This window comes from Mesorhizobium sp. B2-8-5, assembly GCF_006440675.2.
Classification (GTDB): Bacteria; Pseudomonadota; Alphaproteobacteria; order Rhizobiales; family Rhizobiaceae; genus Mesorhizobium.
Genome location: NZ_CP083951.1, coordinates 2,654,293 through 2,670,052, shown reverse-complemented (window position 1 = coordinate 2,670,052; position 15,760 = coordinate 2,654,293). Strand labels below are relative to the sequence as shown.

At 63.6% G+C, this 15,760-nt stretch carries 16 protein-coding genes; 6 read left to right on the top strand and 10 right to left on the bottom strand.

The features are described from left to right. Positions 1-27 precede the first annotated feature (27 nt). Positions 28-669, bottom strand: coding sequence for a TetR/AcrR family transcriptional regulator (locus FJ430_RS13070; protein ID WP_140703756.1), 642 nt, complete (start codon positions 667-669; stop codon positions 28-30). 174 nt (positions 670-843) lie between these two features. Between FJ430_RS13070 and FJ430_RS13065 the strand changes: the two genes are divergently transcribed. Next, positions 844-1,521 carry a PspA/IM30 family protein gene (locus FJ430_RS13065; RefSeq protein WP_140703758.1) on the top strand — a complete coding sequence of 226 codons (678 nt, stop codon included), beginning with the start codon at positions 844-846 and terminating at the stop codon, positions 1,519-1,521. Positions 1,522-1,562: 41 nt separating this feature from the next. Next, entirely contained in the window at positions 1,563-1,823 is a 261-nt protein-coding gene (locus FJ430_RS13060) for a YiaA/YiaB family inner membrane protein (RefSeq protein ID WP_140653793.1), read from the top strand. Between the two features lie 79 nt (positions 1,824-1,902). On the opposite strand, the gene FJ430_RS13055 is transcribed toward FJ430_RS13060, so the two are convergent. The 6 genes from FJ430_RS13055 to FJ430_RS13030 all read right to left on the bottom strand — a co-directional run bounded on the left by FJ430_RS13055 (position 1,903) and on the right by FJ430_RS13030 (position 8,638). Next, positions 1,903-2,559, bottom strand: coding sequence for a PadR family transcriptional regulator (locus FJ430_RS13055; RefSeq protein ID WP_140653791.1), 657 nt, complete (start codon positions 2,557-2,559; stop codon positions 1,903-1,905). A 136-nt stretch (positions 2,560-2,695) separates the two neighbouring features. After that, complete coding sequence (locus FJ430_RS13050; RefSeq protein WP_181175256.1) at positions 2,696-3,076, bottom strand: thiol-disulfide oxidoreductase DCC family protein; 381 nt, start codon at positions 3,074-3,076, stop codon at positions 2,696-2,698. A gap of 162 nt (positions 3,077-3,238) precedes the next feature. Next, positions 3,239-3,532: a GYD domain-containing protein gene (locus tag FJ430_RS13045; RefSeq protein ID WP_140640672.1), complete on the bottom strand. Its 294-nt coding sequence runs from the start codon at positions 3,530-3,532 to the stop codon at positions 3,239-3,241. A gap of 207 nt (positions 3,533-3,739) precedes the next feature. Further along, a complete protein-coding gene (gene rpoD / locus FJ430_RS13040; RefSeq protein WP_140703760.1) occupies positions 3,740-5,767 on the bottom strand; it encodes an RNA polymerase sigma factor RpoD in 2,028 nt (675 codons plus the stop codon). 428 nt (positions 5,768-6,195) lie between these two features. Continuing rightward, a complete protein-coding gene (dnaG, locus tag FJ430_RS13035) occupies positions 6,196-8,139 on the bottom strand; it encodes a DNA primase (RefSeq protein WP_140703762.1) in 1,944 nt (647 codons plus the stop codon). A 136-nt stretch (positions 8,140-8,275) separates the two neighbouring features. Next, positions 8,276-8,638 carry an RcnB family protein gene (locus tag FJ430_RS13030; protein WP_140703764.1) on the bottom strand — a complete coding sequence of 121 codons (363 nt, stop codon included), beginning with the start codon at positions 8,636-8,638 and terminating at the stop codon, positions 8,276-8,278. Positions 8,639-9,001: 363 nt separating this feature from the next. Here FJ430_RS13030 and FJ430_RS13025 point away from each other — a divergent pair, with 363 nt between their 5' ends. The 3 genes from FJ430_RS13025 (at position 9,002) to FJ430_RS13015 (ending at position 12,279) form a co-directional block, all read left to right on the top strand. Beyond that, on the top strand, positions 9,002-10,666 hold the full coding sequence (locus FJ430_RS13025; protein ID WP_140640680.1) for a Na/Pi cotransporter family protein: 1,665 nt from the start codon (positions 9,002-9,004) through the stop codon (positions 10,664-10,666). A 95-nt stretch (positions 10,667-10,761) separates the two neighbouring features. Further along, on the top strand, positions 10,762-10,971 hold the full coding sequence (locus tag FJ430_RS13020) for a DUF2061 domain-containing protein (protein WP_140640682.1): 210 nt from the start codon (positions 10,762-10,764) through the stop codon (positions 10,969-10,971). Positions 10,972-11,097: 126 nt separating this feature from the next. Then, the gene (locus FJ430_RS13015) at positions 11,098-12,279 is read left to right on the top strand and encodes an MFS transporter (RefSeq protein ID WP_140703766.1); all 1,182 of its coding nucleotides are present in this window, start codon (positions 11,098-11,100) and stop codon (positions 12,277-12,279) included. 16 nt (positions 12,280-12,295) lie between these two features. Here the strand turns inward: FJ430_RS13015 and FJ430_RS13010 are convergent, their stop codons facing one another. Further along, a complete protein-coding gene (locus FJ430_RS13010) occupies positions 12,296-13,672 on the bottom strand; it encodes a PLP-dependent aminotransferase family protein (RefSeq protein WP_181175257.1) in 1,377 nt (458 codons plus the stop codon). 113 nt (positions 13,673-13,785) lie between these two features. On the opposite strand from FJ430_RS13010, the gene FJ430_RS13005 reads away from it, so the two are divergent. After that, entirely contained in the window at positions 13,786-14,172 is a 387-nt protein-coding gene (locus FJ430_RS13005) for a DUF983 domain-containing protein (protein ID WP_140640688.1), read from the top strand. A gap of 3 nt (positions 14,173-14,175) precedes the next feature. Here FJ430_RS13005 and FJ430_RS13000 read toward each other — a convergent pair whose 3' ends face one another. Together FJ430_RS13000 and FJ430_RS12995 are read right to left on the bottom strand one after the other, a co-directional pair. After that, entirely contained in the window at positions 14,176-14,733 is a 558-nt protein-coding gene (locus FJ430_RS13000) for a GNAT family N-acetyltransferase (protein WP_140703770.1), read from the bottom strand. Between the two features lie 47 nt (positions 14,734-14,780). Beyond that, complete coding sequence (locus FJ430_RS12995; RefSeq protein WP_140703772.1) at positions 14,781-15,491, bottom strand: DNA helicase; 711 nt, start codon at positions 15,489-15,491, stop codon at positions 14,781-14,783. Positions 15,492-15,760: the final 269 nt, after the last annotated feature.

Genomic DNA, 15,760 nt, shown 5'->3' with positions numbered 1-15,760 from the left:
GGCATTCCCTGTTCGCGCAGGCCCTGTTCACGCAGGCTTCGTCTCAGCATGCGCGAATGCGCCGCCGTGTTCCAGCCCCTTGACGAAAACGCCGACAAGAAGCTCGATCTGATGCCAGATCTCCTCTGCCTGCCTGCTGTTCGAATTCGCAACATAGCCACTGGTCACAATGCCATGCACGCTTGACCACAAGGTCCGCGCCGCAAGCGCGCGACGGTCGTCGTCGAGGCCGAAATCGCCTGCCTTGAGCACGCCGGCGACGATGTCGAAGAGTGCGTCGAGCAGCGCGTCATAAGCGTCCGGGCCAGGCCGCGTCGCGCGTCGGCGGTTGAAGGCAAGCACCGCCGGCCAACTGCCGGGATGCGCCTCGACGAAGCGCACATAGGCAGCCGCCATCGCCAGGATGCGATGCTGGACATCGGTCACCCCTTGCCTTTCGAGATCGGCCATCGCCGCCAGGCCTGTCGCCCCCAACCGGTCGAGCAGCCGCATGTTGACGGCGCGATGCACCTCGTCGAGATCGGCAAAGAGGTTATAGACGGATCCGACGGAGATGCCGGCCTGCTCGGCGATGGTGCGCGCTTTCAGGTTCTCGGCGCCGCCGTCGTTGAGCAGCGCCTCGGCGATGGCGAGCACCTTCTCGCTTATCTCTTCCTTGTCCAGCGCCATGCTCTTTCCTGTCCTTATGTCCGAAGTCGCAAGCCTAGCCCGGAATCCATTCCATTTGCTTGCGTTTACCATGTCCGGCGGCCCATGAACAGCGTTCAAAATAATCCTTGAACAATGTTCATTTCCTGTTATGTTGAGTTTGTGAACATCGTTCACGAAAACAGGGAGAAGACCATGCTTAGCCTGATCAAGACATTGCTGGACGGCGCCAGCGCACGGGCCGAGGACAATCTGAAGGATCGTTTTGCGATCGACCTCCTGGCCCAGCGCATCCGCGACGCGGAGGCGGGCCTTGCCGCCGCCAAGCAGACGCTCGCCTCGCTGATCGTACGCCAGCGAGCCGAGCAGACCAGCCTCGACCAGCTCGACCGCCGCATCGCCGATCTGGAGACCCGCACGCTCAGCGCGCTTTCGGCCAACAACCAGGTGCTTGCCGAAGGCGGCGCTTCCGCAATCGCCGAACTCGAGAACGAGCGCGAGGTCCGCCGCGCCACGGTCAAGAGCTTGGGCGAGAAGACCTTGCGGATGCGCCTGTCCGTAGAACAGGCGCATCGCCGTATCATCGATCTCAACCAGGGCATGATTTCCGCCCGTGCGATCGATGCAGAACGCAAGGCGCAGTCCCGTCTCAACCGTTCGATCGGCCGCACCGCGAGCATCAACGAAGCGGAGGAATTACTCGCCCGCATCAAGGACGGCAGCGACCCGTTCGAGGAGGCCGGCATCCTCGACGAGATCGACGGCGATCTGCGCCACGAGGCGATCCGTGAACGCCTCGCCGAAGCAGGCCACGGACCAGCCACCAAGGTGCGCGCTGAGCATGTCCTGGCGCGCCTGAAATCACTGAACTGAGCCCGAAATTCCAAACCGGATCAAACCAAAGGAACACCACGATGAACGGCAATCAGACCTACATCCTGTTCAACACCGTGTCGGTGGGCGCCGCCTACTTCATGCTGGCCCTGTCGCTGTGGCTGGCGCCGGTCGACCTCTCGACCAAAGGCTATTGGGCGATGGGCGTCCTGTTGCTCACCGGCAGCCTGGTGAACCTGGTCAAGTACCGCACCGACGAGCGGATCGCGGCCGAGACCACCGCCAAGATCGAGAAGGCGCGCAACGAGAAGCTGATCAGCGAATATGTCGGCAAGGAATAGTCCTCTGCCCTTGCCGATCACGGACTGAATGCAAAAGCCCGGAGCGGTCCGGGCTTTTGGGTTTCCATATGAGAATGGCTTAGCGACGAGCCAAGGCCTCGATCGCCTCGGCGGCGTCTTCCAGGATGCTGATCGCCTCGGCCTGCTTGTCTTCCGGCGCGTCGGCGATGTCGCCGAGCGCGGCGCGCAGCCGGTGGCGCAGCGCGCGGAACCGGTCGCGCGTTTCCGAGCGGCCGCGGCGCCCCTCGTCCTTGTCGTCGCCCCAGCCGAACCATTCGCGCGCCGCGGCCATCTTGCGGCCGAAACGCTCAAGATGGTCGAGCACGCTGTCGATCATCTCGCGATTCTCCTCGAGATGCGCCTTGCCGGCCTCGGTGATCGAAAACACCTTCTTGTTGCCTTCGCTAGAGGACACCGCGTAGCCCGCCTCCTCCAGGAAGGTCAGCGTCGGATAGACCACGCCCGGGCTCGGGCTGTAGACGCCGCTGGTGCGCTCTTCCAGAGCCTTGATGATGTCGTAGCCGTGGCGCGGCGCGTCGGCCAGAAGCGACAGCGTGATCAGCTTGAGATCGCCGTCGGCCAGCATGCGCCCGGCGCGGAACATGTCGCCCGGGCCGCCGCGTCCGCCGCCCCTGCCGCCATGGCCGAACGGGCCAAAGCCGCCGCCACCGCGGCCGCCGAATTTGCCGGCCATATGCATGAACATACGCTCGCCGAAGTGGTTGTGTCTGTGCATGGATTGCTCCTTGAGTTATATCTTACGATACATCGTAAGTAAGACGCACGGCTTGCAGAGTCAAGATATATCTTAAGATATATCTTACGACGTGCCAAGACCGCTTATGCGTCTTCGTATGACTGGGCCGAGAGCGCTACCAATGGCCCTTGCGTCGGTTCCAGGCGTAGAGCACGTCCGCGAAACGGTCATAGGCAAAGCGCGTCAACGGCAGGGCGATGGGGTTGCCGAACAAGCTCGCCAGCCATTCCCCGCCCGGCGTGATCCGCCAGACCGCGATCGCCACGTCGGCGCCAACCAGCAGCCGCCCGCTGGCGTCGGTCGCGTGCAGGCGCCGGCGGATATCCTCCAGCGAGGCGCCGAAGGCGGAGAGCGCCTCGGGTTCGAAATTGATGTCGCGGAATTCGACGCGGCCGGCCTTGACCGCTTCCGCGAGCCGCCGCTTCTGGTGGTTGATGCCGGCGTCGCACACCGGACAGCGTGTGTTGTACCAGACGGTGAGCAGCGGCTTGGGCATGGCGCGACTATCGGGAATGCGGCGCGGCTGCGCAACAGCCGCGCCGATCCCTAGGGCAATTCCAGGAAAAGTGTGGGCGGTTTTCCGCCTGGAAATTGCAACAAAACAAAGACTTAGTGCGGTTCACCGTTTCCGTGAAACGGTGAACCGCTCTAAGTCGCCTTACCCGAGCGAGCTGATGATTTCGCGATAGGCGAATTCCGGGAACGCCTTCATCGTCCGCGTTTTGACATTGCCGCCCGACGACAACAGCAGCGCGAAGCGGGCGAGCACCGCATCGTCCGGGGCTTCGACGATGGCGACCATGTCGCATTCGCCCATGGTCAGATAGAACGACTTGAACGATCCGCCCATTTCTCCCAGCAGCTTCTTGGCGGCATCGAGCCGCTTTGGCGACTCCCGCACATTCTTGGCGCCCAGCTCGGTCCAGTTGATAAGCACGATGTAGGTTGTCATGGCACACCTCCCTCCGGCGCCACGGAGCTCGACGCCTGGCCGTTACGACCGGCGCCGGGGCGGGCATCCGGCTTTGTCGCCCATAAATGCATCCGACCCCGAAATTATCCTCCTGTCGGGCAAAGCCGGCAAGCCGGCATGAGAGACGGCCGGGAACGAAAAAGGGCGCCGGAGGCGCCCTTTGGATCTTGATATGTCTGGTTCCGCTCAGCTGTCGAGGAAGCTTCTGAGCTTACGCGACCTGCTCGGATGCTTGAGCTTGCGCAGCGCCTTCGCCTCGATCTGGCGGATGCGCTCGCGGGTGACCGAGAACTGCTGGCCGACTTCTTCCAACGTATGATCGGTGTTCATGCCGATGCCGAAACGCATGCGCAGCACGCGTTCCTCGCGCGGCGTCAGCGAGGCAAGCACGCGCGTCGTCGTCTCGCGCAGATTGGCCTGGATCGCCGCGTCGATCGGCAGGATCGCCATCTTGTCCTCGATGAAGTCGCCGAGATGCGAATCCTCCTCGTCGCCGACAGGCGTTTCGAGCGAGATCGGCTCCTTGGCGATCTTCAGCACCTTGCGCACTTTTTCCAGCGGCATGGCGAGCTTCTCGGCCAGTTCCTCCGGCGTCGGCTCGCGGCCGATCTCGTGCAGCATCTGGCGCGAGGTGCGCACGATTTTGTTGATCGTCTCGATCATGTGCACCGGAATGCGGATGGTGCGCGCCTGGTCGGCGATCGAGCGGGTGATGGCCTGCCGGATCCACCAGGTGGCGTAGGTCGAGAACTTGTAGCCGCGGCGGTACTCGAACTTGTCGACCGCCTTCATCAGGCCGATATTGCCTTCCTGGATCAGGTCGAGGAACTGCAGGCCGCGGTTGGTGTATTTCTTGGCGATGGAGATGACCAGGCGAAGGTTCGCCTCGACCATTTCCTTCTTGGCGATCGCCGCCTCCCGCTCGCCCTTCTGCACCTGGTTCACGATCTTGCGGAATTCCAGGATCGAGATCGCCGTTTCGGTGGCGAGGTTCTGGATCTCGGCGCGCAGCTCCTTGATCGCATCCTTCTCGTTCTTGGTGAACTCCTTCCAGCCACGCGAGGTCAGGTTGGCGATCGAGCGGGTCCAGTTGGGATCGAGCTCCGAACCCTGATACTCCCTGAGGAATTCCTCACGGCGCACGCCATAGCTTTCGGCGAGGCGCAAAAGCTTGCCCTCGTTCTGCACCAGGCGCTTGTTGATGTCGTAGAGCTGCTCGACCAGCGCCTCGATGCGCGCGGCGTTGAGCGACAGCGACTTCACCGCCTTGATCAGCTGGTCCTTCAGCTCCTTCAGGCGGCGGTCCTGGCTGGGCGAGAGCGTGCCGGCCGCGGCCAGGCGGTTCTCGACCTGCTGATCCTGCAACTTGCGCAGCTTCTTGTAGGTGTCGGCGATGACGTCGAGCGTCTCCATCACCTGCGGACGCAGTTCCGCTTCCATCGCGGCCAGCGACAGGCTCGCCTCGTCTTCGTCGTCTTCCTCTTCCTCCAGCCCGCGCGTGTCGCCGCCGACATTGGTGATGTCGTCTTCTTCCTCGCGCGCCGCCGCGCGGCCGCGCGGCTTCTCTTCGGGCTTGGGCGCTTCCTCGATGCGTTCGACCACGGGCGCCTGCTTGGCCTCGGGGCCGGCATAGGTCGCCTCGAGGTCGATGATCTCGCGCAGCAGGATCTTCGATTCGTTGAGCTCGTCGCGCCAGATGATGATGGCCTGGAAGGTCAGCGGGCTTTCGCACAGACCCGCGATCATCGTTTCGCGGCCGGCCTCGATGCGCTTGGCGATCGCGATTTCACCCTCGCGCGACAGCAGCTCGACCGAGCCCATCTCGCGCAGATACATGCGCACCGGGTCGTCGGTGCGATCGGTCGGCTCTTTCTTGGTGGTCGTGGCGGCGACGGCGGTGCCGGTCTGCTCGGCGAGCTCGTTGGCGTCTTCCTCGGCGTCGGCGGCCGGCTCGGCTTCGGTCTCCTCGCCCACCTCGTCGTCCTCGACGACGTTGATGCCCATGTCGCTGAGCATCGCATTGATATCTTCGATGCGGTCCGGATCCGTCTCTTCCGAGGGCAGCACCGCGTTGAGCTCGTCGAGCGTGACATAGCCGCGTTTCTTCGCGGCCTTGATCATCTTCTTGACAGCATCGTCGGAAAGGTCGAGCAGAGGGCCATCGGTGGCGCCTTCACGTTCGGTCTCGACCTCTTCCTTTTCCTTTGTCGCCATTCTTTGTCGTCTCCAAGCGGCCGAATTTCGAGGCCGCATAAACTGCCGTACCGGTTATGCTGGACGCGCTCGCGCCAGAACGCTTTTCATCGGCCCAGCAACCGCGTCATCTCTTTTGTTTTGTGCATGTCGCTAGTCCCAAACCGGTTTCCACTTTTGGGCGACATGCATTAAGTCCAGATTAACCCTGATATCTGGAGCGGGCACTCTGCCTGTCCAGTTGTCACCAGTGCCTCACATCGCTCGAATTTCCCGCCGACGCCGGGCACGGGCTAACGTTTCGAATCGTCCTGATTCCGCCAATCTGCCAGAAGGTCAAGCGCCTCTGGCATGATTCGCGTGAAAAAAGCGAATCAATTACCCGACTTAGAGGCGTCGATTCGACGCGCTGCGCATTTCCACATCACTTCCAATGGAGGTATTCGGCCCTAAACGCGGCCAACCCTGCCCGATGAAACGCCAAACCCTTCGATCAGCGCTTCCGTTGCCTGCACATCGTTGAATTGCGCTTGAATCTCGACGAGATGCCGGAAGTTTTCGTCCGAAGGGTCTGCGTCGAGCGCCGCCTGCGCCTGTTTCAGCTCTCTATGTAATGTGCGGGCGCTGCGCTGCAAGTGCATCGCCTGGTTGAAGGCGTCGCGGGCATCCTCGAGCGCCGCGGTCTCCAGCGCCGGCCATTGACGCGCGCGCTTGATCAGTTCCACCGCCCGCTCCCAGATGCCGCCGCAGCCGGCGCGCTCGATGGTGGCGATGACCGCGCCGCGCTCGTCGGCCGCGTCATGCGCCATGGCGTCGAGAATGGCGGCATGGAGTTTCAGCAAATCCGAATTGGCAAGGTCGAGGAATTCGACATGCGCGAAATTCTCGTCGATCAGTGCCGGATGGTTGACGAGCGCCACGATGATCGTCGCCTCGCGCACCGACATCCCCTCGCCCCGCTTGACCAGCGCCGACTTGCCGAGGCTTTCGCTGATCGCGATGCGCCCGCTTCCGCCCTTGGCGAACTGTCCACCGGGTGCCGGGGCTTTGCCTTGGCCGCGCTCGCCTGGTCGGCCGCTATCCTGGCGGCCCTGCCGCGGGCCGCGCTGCGAGCCGAAGAAGCTCAGCTCCCGCTCGCGCATTTCCTGTTGGTAGTGATAGCGTGTGCTTTCGTCGCGTATACGACTTGCGAGCTCACGCAGCCTTTTTCCAAGTTCCGCCCGACGCTCCGGCGTGTCGAAGACGCCGCCCGCGGTCTCGCGCATCCACAACAGGTCGACCAGCGGTCGCGCATCGGCAAGCACCGCGCGAAATGCGTCCGGTCCGTCCGCCTTGACCAGATCGTCAGGGTCCTTGCCTTCCGGCAGCAGCGCAAAGCGCGCCGAGCGTCCAGGTTGGACTGCCGGCAGCGCCAGGTCGGCGGCGCGCCATGCCGCCTTCAGCCCTGCCTGGTCGCCGTCGAAGCACAGAACCGGCTCGCCGGACATGCGCCACAACAGCTCGAGCTGGTTTTCGGTAAGGGCCGTGCCGAGCGGCGCCACGGCGTTCTCGAAACCGGCCTGCGCCAGCGCGATCACGTCCATATAGCCTTCGACCGCGATCACCGTGCCGCCCTTGGCGAGAGCTTTGCGGGCGCGGGCGAAATTGTAAAGCACATTGCCCTTGTGGAAGAGCTCCGTCTCCGGCGAATTCATGTATTTGGCCGGAGCATCGGGCGCCAGCGCCCGCCCGCCGAAGGCGATGATCTTGCCGCGCGAATCCGGGATCGGAAACATGATGCGGTCGCGGAACCAGTCATAGGAGACCGGGATGTCGTCGCCATGCCGCACCAGCCCGCAGGCCTCGATGTCGGCCTTCGGCACGCCCTTGGCGGCAAGATGTTCCTTGAGCGCATTGCGGCTGTCCGGCGCATAACCCAGCCGGAACGACTGCTGCGTCGCCGGCGTTAGCCCGCGGTCGCGCAGATAGGCGCGGGCCTTGGCACCCTCCGGTCCTTGCAGCCGCTCCTGGAAGAAGGCGGTCGCCATTTCCATGACGTCGGTCAGGCTGGCGCGTTCCTTCTCGCGCCGTTCCTCTTGTTCGTTGCGCACCGGCATCGGCACGCCGGCCATCTCGGCGATCTTCTCGACCGCTTCGGGGAAGCTGATGCCGTCGAGCTCGGTGAGGAACTTGAAATGGTCGCCCGAAACCGAGCAGCCGAAGCAGTGGTAGCGACCCTTCTTGTCCTCGCAATGGAAGGACGGGCTTTTCTCGCCGTGGAACGGACAACAGGCCCAGTAGTCGCCGCGCGACGCGTTGGTCTTTTTCCTGTCCCACGCGACGCGGGTGCCGATGACCTGCGAAATCGGCACGCGGTCGCGTATCTCGTCGAGGAAGGCGGGCGGAAAGCGCATCGGGGAAACTCGTTTGCCCTCCATATAATCAAGCCGCCCGGGCACGGCGACTCCGTCCGGCCCATCGTACCCGCTTTTCACAGACGAAAAGAAGGCGGCCGGGCGGCCGCCTTCTGAATTTCGGGATTGCCGTGGATTACTGCGCGGCGATCGCGCCAAAGATGATGCCGGAAAGGATGCTGACCAGCACGTAGTCGTTGCCGACGCGGATCCACTCCTGGCCGGGGCCGGGGCGGCGCAGGCCATGGCGGTTCCAGTCGCGGACCGCCTGGTGACGTTTCCAGTTGGAATAGCGCTGGCCGTTGCGCCAATGGCTGCGCTTTACCACCTTCTTCTTGACGATGACGCGCTTGTCGACATGCCTGCCGGGCTTCTGCCAGTCGACCTGCGTGTAATTCGACTGCGGCGCGCTCGGCTGGGCGAGCGGCGCGGCCTGGCCGGAGAAGGCCGAGGCGGCCAGCATCGAGGCGGTGACGGCGGAAAGTATGAGACGCTTCATGGTCGGTACTCCTTGTTGTCGATAGGCAGAGGAATAGCCGCCAATGGATGAACTGAAACTGAACATGAAAATTACAATTCTGTAATGGTTTCCGATGCTTGCAGAGCTTGCTTCAACAAGGCTTCGGATCGCGCCGGTCGTGCCGTCCCGGCATCGCTTCATTCCGAGCGAAGGCGCAGCCGCCAGGCGCATGCAACCAATGCTTCCGCCATTCATTTCCGACATGCGCCGTCGAGCCGGGACTATCATCGCATCAGAAAAATCTATTATCCGGCTAATCTTAATTGGTATATTTCCACGCATTGAAATGATTGAGATTCGTCCTCCTCCACGCATTGCCAGAGCCACCTTGCGAGGTCGGCCTTGAGCGGCTCCGTCGTCCTCCTGCACCTTGCCGGCGCGGTGGCGCTGATGCTGTTCGCCACCCGCATGGTCAAGACAGGCGTCGAGCGCGCCTATGGCGACGTGCTGCGCCACAGGCTGCGCGCCACCATGCGCAATCCGGTCATGGCGGTGCTGGCCGGCTGTGGGCTGGCGGTCGCGCTGCAGAGCTCGACCGCGGTGACGCTGCTGGTCGGCTCCTTCGCCGGAGCCGGCATCGTTTCGGGCGCCGCCGGGCAATTGGCAGTGCGCGGCGCCGAGATCGGTTCGGCGCTGGTGGCCAAGCTGCTCACCTTCGACCTGACGCTCTTGGTGCCGCTCTGCCTGATCGCGGGCACGGTCATGTTCATGGCCACCGAGCGGCGCGATTGGCGGCAGCTGGGCCGTATCCTGATCGGCGTCGGCCTGCTGATCCTGTCGCTGGAGATGATCGGTCAGGCGTCGGAGCCGCTGCGCAACAGCCAGTTGATGCCGCTGATCATCAATTATTTCTCGGGCGACTCCATCACTACCTATCTCTTGGCCGCGCTGGTCACCTGGCTGTTCCAGTCCAGCATTGCCGCAGTGCTGCTGATGGCGACGCTGGCGGGCCGCGGGCTGATCACGCCGGAGCTCGGCGTGGTGCTGGTGCTTGGCGTCAACCTTGGCTCGTCGCTGATCGCGCCGATGCTGACGCGGTCGGCGCCACCGGAGGTGCGCATCGTGCCGATCGGCAATCTCTTGATGCGCGGCCTCGGCTCGCTGATCATGCTGGTGCTGATCATGACCTTCAAACCGGATGTCGCCTTCCTCGGCAAGACCGCGCCGGATCAGATCGTCAACGCCCATATCCTGTTCAACGTGCTGATCCTGCTGGCCGGACTGCCGCTGGCCGGCCTCGTCTACCGCGCTTCCGAAAGGATCGTGGCGCTGGGCAGCAAGCCTCAACCGGCCGCCGCGCTCGAGGTCGTCGAGCTGTCGGCGCTGAACGAGAGCGCCCTCGATACGCCGAGCCAGGCGCTGGCCAACGCGACGCGTGAGGTGGTGCGGGTCTGCGAAATCGTCGAAATCATGCTGAAGCGCATCATCGAGCTTTACGAGGATGCCGACCCCGCCAAGATCAAGGCGCTTGCCGCGCTCGACGACCGCGTCGACAGGAAGCATGCCGCGATCAAGCTCTATCTCGCCAAGATCACCAGGAATCCGCTGACCGAGGACGAGGCATTGCGGTGCCAGGAGCTGATCGGCGCTTGCGTCAAGCTCGAGCAGGTCGGCGACATCATCGTGCGCAACATGCTGGTGCATGTCAGGAAGAAGCTGGAGCGCGGCCTGGAGTTCACCCCGGAAGGCTGGCAGGAACTTTGCGCTTTCCATTCCTCCGTGCTTGCCAATGCGCGGCTTGCCTTCAACGTTCTGGTCTCGCGCGATCCGGAAACCGCCAGGCAATTGGTGCTGGAAAAGGACCTGCTGCGCGAACGCGAGAAAGAAACCAGCGCCAGCCATTTCGTGCGTCTGCGCGAAGGCACCGCCAAGAGCGTCGAGACGAGCTCGATCCACCTCGACACGATCCGCGACCTGAAGCAGATCAACTCGCTGCTTGCCTCCATTGCCTATCCGGTGCTGGAGGAGCGCGGCCTGCTTGGCGGCTCGCGGCTGAAAGCCAGCTGAGGTTATCGAAGGCAGCCGAAAAATTAATCTTTGCTCATCCTCGCTTCCGTCGGCTAAGGATCGCCTGAGGGACCTGTTAAGAGGACGATCCGTCGATGGACACGCATTCGCGCAGCTTCGCCAAGGCGCTTTCCTGGCGCGTCACCGGCACGATCGACACGATGATCATATCGCTTGTGGTGACCGGCAGCATCAAGCTCGCGGCCACCATCGGGCTCACCGAAGTCGTCACCAAGTCGCTGCTCTACTACCTGCATGAACGGGCCTGGCTGAAGATCCCGTATGGACGCAAAACGGCGGCGTAGTCGCGGCGACAGGCCGGTTCTGATCGATCCGGTCAAGAAAAGCTAAAGCGCCATCGTCAATTTCTGCATTGCCGCGCCCGCCCGAGCGTGGTTTGAGGCGTGCATTCCTCGCCTGTGTTTTGAACCATGCTGCCGCTGATTGCCCTTTTCCTTGCCGCCTTCGCCTTCGGCACCACCGAATTCGTCATCGCCGGCGTGCTGCCCGAGGTGGCGCAGGGCCTCGGCGTTTCGGTGCCGACCGCAGGCTATCTCGTCTCCGGCTATGCCTGCGGCATTGCCATCGGCGGCCCGCTGCTGGCATTGGCCACTGGCAAGATCTCGCGCAAGACGCTGCTGATCGGGCTGACGATCGCCTTCACCCTTGGTCAGGCGGCCTGCGCGCTGGCGCCCGACTTCACCTCGATGCTTCTGCTGCGTATCGCCACCGCCGTGGCGCATGGCTGCTATTTCGGCGTCGCCATGGTGGTCGCGGTCAGCCTGGTGCGCGAGGACCAGCGCGGCCGGGCGGTCGCGGTCATTCTCTCGGGGCTGACGGTCTCCAATGTCATCGGCGTGCCGGCGGGAACGGCGATCGGCAGCCTGTGGGGTTGGCGCGCGACCTTCTGGGTGATGGGCGCGCTGGGCATCATCGCGATCCTCGCCATGCTGGCGCTGCTGCCGCGAACGGCGGGCGCCGCCAATCGGCCAGCCGGGCTGGCGCGCGAAGTCCGTGTGCTCGCCCGCCAACAGGTCTGGACGTCGCTGATCCTGATGCTGATGCTGATGATCGGCCAGTTTGCGCTGTTCACCTACATCACGCCTATGCTGCTTGAAGTGACTGGCCTCGACGAGAGCCTGATCCCCTTTGTGCTTTTGCTCAACGGCGTCGGCGCCACGATCGGCGTTCTGGTCGGCGGCAAGCTCGCCGACTGGAAGCTGATGCCGTCGCTCATCGTCATGCTTGCCCTGCAGGCGGTGGCGCTGGGCATCATCCATCTTGTCAGCCCCTATCCGGTGCCGATGGTCGTCGCCATCGTGATCTGGGGCGGTCTCAACTTCGCCATCGGCGCGCCGATCCAGACACGCATCCTCGCCTGGACGGCCGATGCCTCCAACCTCGCCTCTTCGCTGATTCCGTCCGGCTTCAATGTCGGCATCGCGCTGGCCGCCTCGCTGGGCGCGGCGATGCTCAATGCCGGCTACGGCTATCGCAGCCTGCCGCTGGCAGGGGCCCTGGCCATGTTGGTGGCGGTGGTGGTGGCTGTCGCCTCGCAGACCTGGGAGTGGCGCAGCCGCGCGACCCCGCCGCTGCCGGCGGCGGCCGAATAGCAGGCTTTCGCTTGCCTTAGACTTTTGGCCGCGAAAGGCCCGCAGTTCCCGAAAGAATGGAAGCCAGGCCTTGAAGGCCTTCCGTCAACCGTTCCCGATTGGGGGTGGCGCCCAGCGCCAGGCGAAAGCCGTTGGGAAACTCCTGCCCGACGGCGAACTCTTCCGCGGGGCTGATGGCTAGCCCTCGGCGGCGAGCGGTGCCGGCGAGCTCTTCCGAGCGCAGTTGGCTCTCCAGCGGATACCATAGATGCAAGCCGGACTCCGATGCCACAAAACCCCCGGGCAGGATGTCGTGCGCGATCTCTTGCCTGGCCTGCGCTTCGGTGCGCACGGCGGTGATGATTTCCCCGGCAAGACCGCTGCGCAGCCACTCGCAGGCGAGGCCCGTCATCAGCGGCGGCGCCATCATCGTCGTGCCGCGTATCGCTGTGGCGATCCGCTCGGCGGCTTGCTGATCGGGCACCGCCAGGAAGGCCGTGCGCAGGAAAGGTGAGATGCATTTCGCCAATGTCGCGACATGGAAGGTCCGCTCCGGCGCCAGATTCAGAAAGGCCGGCGGCGGTGCGGCGAGCAACCTTCTGTAGGGATCGTCCTCGATGATGGTCAGCTCGAGTTTTTCGGCCATGCGGGCGAGTTCGCGCCGCCGGCCTTCGGGCATGACGGATGCGGTCGGATTTTGAAGCGTCGGATTGACGTAGAGAATGCGGGCGCCATGCCGTCGCGCCGCCTCTTCGAGATCGTCCGGCCGCATGCCCTCGCCATCGTTTGCGACAGCGGCGAGCTTGCGGCGCGCGGCCTCGGCTAGCGCGATCAGCCCGGGATAGGTCAGCGCATCGGAAAGGATCGTGTCGTCCTCGCGGGTCTGAGACAGGACGACGGCCGTGAGCAGCGCCTGCGCGCCCGAGCCGACAACGACCCTGTCGGCCGGCAACCTGTCCCCCGTTTCGGCAAGCCATGACGAGCCGACGGCGCGCTCCACGGGCGAGCCCGGACCGGGATGGTAGGAAAGCAGCGCTTCGGCGCTGGAGCGCTTGAGCAATCCCTCGATGCCCGTCCTGATCAAGGCCGGCAGGTTGAGGCCGGCCGGTGCCGGCGGAATGTTCATGCTGAGATCGAGGACAGGCTCTTCCGGCTCGCCCGGCGTGACGAAGGTGCCCCGGCCCGCGTTCGCGTCGATAAGGTTCCTGCGCCTGGCTTCGGAAAACGCCCGCGTGACCGTCGTGAGATCGACCCCCAGCAGCCTTGCGAGTTCCCGCTGGGGCGGCAACCTGTCGCCAGGCTGCAACCGGCCGTTCGAGCGGGCATCCGCAAGGGCGTCGACGATCTTCAGATAGACCGGTCGCGGCCCTGCCTCCAGAACCGGGAGCCAGCCGATATCACTTTCGTCCGTCACGTATAGCCAATCCATACATTTTGTCGCATTGTATGCATACAAGTATGATATATGTATGTATCCGAGACCTCCAGGCCTGCACCGGCCCTCACGCGAGGTCCATTGGAGCGATCATGGAAGACCTTGCGCATTATCCACGTTTGGTACCTTGGCAGGTAGGAATCCGTGGCCGTTGCCCGCGTTGCGGCGAGGGCCACCTGTTCGAGGGATTCTTGAAACTGGCTCCGAAATGCGATGTCTGCGGGCTCGACTATTCCTTTGCCGATCCAGCCGACGGCCCGGCGTTCTTCGTCATCTGCTTTGCCTGTGTGCCTTCGGTGCTGTTCGCCGTCTGGGCGCAGGTGACTTTCGAGCCCTCCATGTGGTTCCACGCTTTCGTTTCGATCCCGATCGTTCTTGCGACCTGCATCCCGCCGCTCAGGCCGCTCAAAGGCTGGCTCGTCGCAAGCCAGTTCTACCACAAGGCGGAAGAAGGAAGACTGGCCAGGCCCGGCGAGTAACCTTCAAAGGTCGATGCGGAACTTGAGGCTCTCCGCGCCGCCATAGGCGGCGTCCTCGAAGAAGCGGCCGACGAGTTTGCCGCCATTGGCTGTGATGACCTTGTGCGAAGCCGGATTGCCCGGCTTCGCGGTGATCTCGACATGGTCGAGCCCGACCGCCCTCGCCTCGTCCAGCATCAGCCGCAGCGCTTCGGTGGCATAGCCTCGGCTCCGCTTCCACGGCACAACCGCATAGCCGATATGGCCAAGCACATGCGAGGGCAGCGCCGACGTGCCCTTCTGCCAGCGGAAACCGATCGAGCCGGCGGCCTCGCCATCCCAGATCCAGCGCCGGAAGCCCGGCAGGCGCGCGACCTTGGTGCCGTCGGGCAAGGTGATGGGCAGCCCCTTCGCTTCGGGGTCGTCGAGGCCGGCGAGAAATTCGACGGGATCTTTCTCGATCGCCTCGAGCTGCTCGCGCGTCGCTTCGAGCAGCCGCACATTGTCGGGTGACCACCCACGCTCCAGTGCCGCCCTGTAGGAAGGCAAATGTTCGAGCGCGGGTTTGACGATTTCGATCATGGTTCGCTTCCCTGTCGAGACCGGCATAGCCGCGACACGGATCGCCCTCAAGTCGCCTGAAACCGGATTTCGCCCTTGTTCAGGAAACAGGCCTTGTCGAACAGTGACATGTCGAGCGGGTTCGGCAGCCGGATATCGCCGATATCCGGGAACGGTCTCCCGGAGGAATCATAGGACCTGTCGACCTGCGAGATGAAGACGAGCACCAGTCCCCGTTCCCGGGCAAACGACCTCAAGGCGCGGATCTGGACCATGAGCTCGGGATTCTCCCGCTTCTGGTCGAGCAGTTGCAGATAGTCGATGACCGCCAGCGTGCCGCGCGGCGCCGACCGCAACCTCTCGATGATGTAACTGGCGCTTATGGCGTCGGAATTGTCGAAATCGAACAGGTGATTGAAATCGGCCGGGTCGATCCCGATGTCGCGGAACCGGTCGAGGATGTCGGCGTGCATGTATTCCAGGGTGAAGAACACGGCGCGACTGCCTTGCTTCATGGCCGCCACGGCGAGATCGAGGCTCATCAGCGTCTTGCCCTGGCCTGGCCGCGCCGCCACGAGAACCATGTCGCCGGGGATCAGCCGCCTCAGCAAGCTGTCGCCGGGCGCGGCCTCGGCGGCCTTGGCCGCAAGCAGGCTCCAGCTGGCAAAGCCTTCCTTGACGGCAACGCGGTCGAGCGCCTGATGGAGCGGAACATTTTCCCGGCGGGACAGGAGCCTCGCCTGGCGTTTCAGATGATAGACGGGTGCGGAAAGCCGCATCGAAAAACCTCCTGCCGCGAGCAGTCTCGACAACCCCTCCTTTTGCCTGGTGCTCGAACAGTTGGTTGGATGTGAATTGCCCTGCATGAACGATGCTTCCCGATGGAGGGAGGAGGCGTGGGCGCGCCGGAATCAGATCATAGCTCAATCGAAGCGGTCCGGAAATCCGACTTCCAAAAGGCGTCGCTAAACTAGAAGTGTTTCGCCGACGGATGCGAGATCTTCTATGATCGACCTGGGTGATTCACGGGTACGAGACAACGCTTCGA

Bases quoted from the DNA above. Each gene is read 5' to 3' on its own strand.
- FJ430_RS13070 (WP_140703756.1), bottom strand. From the start codon at position 669: ATGGCGCTGGACAAGGAAGAGATAAGCGAGAAGGTGCTCGCCATCGCC.
- FJ430_RS13065 (WP_140703758.1), top strand. From the start codon at position 844: ATGCTTAGCCTGATCAAGACATTGCTGGACGGCGCCAGCGCACGGGCC.
- FJ430_RS13060 (WP_140653793.1), top strand. From the start codon at position 1,563: ATGAACGGCAATCAGACCTACATCCTGTTCAACACCGTGTCGGTGGGC.
- FJ430_RS13055 (WP_140653791.1), bottom strand. From the start codon at position 2,559: ATGCACAGACACAACCACTTCGGCGAGCGTATGTTCATGCATATGGCC.
- FJ430_RS13050 (WP_181175256.1), bottom strand. From the start codon at position 3,076: ATGCCCAAGCCGCTGCTCACCGTCTGGTACAACACACGCTGTCCGGTG.
- FJ430_RS13045 (WP_140640672.1), bottom strand. From the start codon at position 3,532: ATGACAACCTACATCGTGCTTATCAACTGGACCGAGCTGGGCGCCAAG.
- rpoD (WP_140703760.1), bottom strand. From the start codon at position 5,767: ATGGCGACAAAGGAAAAGGAAGAGGTCGAGACCGAACGTGAAGGCGCC.
- dnaG (WP_140703762.1), bottom strand. From the start codon at position 8,139: ATGCGCTTTCCGCCCGCCTTCCTCGACGAGATACGCGACCGCGTGCCG.
- FJ430_RS13030 (WP_140703764.1), bottom strand. From the start codon at position 8,638: ATGAAGCGTCTCATACTTTCCGCCGTCACCGCCTCGATGCTGGCCGCC.
- FJ430_RS13020 (WP_140640682.1), top strand. From the start codon at position 10,762: ATGGACACGCATTCGCGCAGCTTCGCCAAGGCGCTTTCCTGGCGCGTC.
- FJ430_RS13015 (WP_140703766.1), top strand. From the start codon at position 11,098: ATGCTGCCGCTGATTGCCCTTTTCCTTGCCGCCTTCGCCTTCGGCACC.
- FJ430_RS13005 (WP_140640688.1), top strand. From the start codon at position 13,786: ATGGAAGACCTTGCGCATTATCCACGTTTGGTACCTTGGCAGGTAGGA.
- FJ430_RS13000 (WP_140703770.1), bottom strand. From the start codon at position 14,733: ATGATCGAAATCGTCAAACCCGCGCTCGAACATTTGCCTTCCTACAGG.
- FJ430_RS12995 (WP_140703772.1), bottom strand. From the start codon at position 15,491: ATGCGGCTTTCCGCACCCGTCTATCATCTGAAACGCCAGGCGAGGCTC.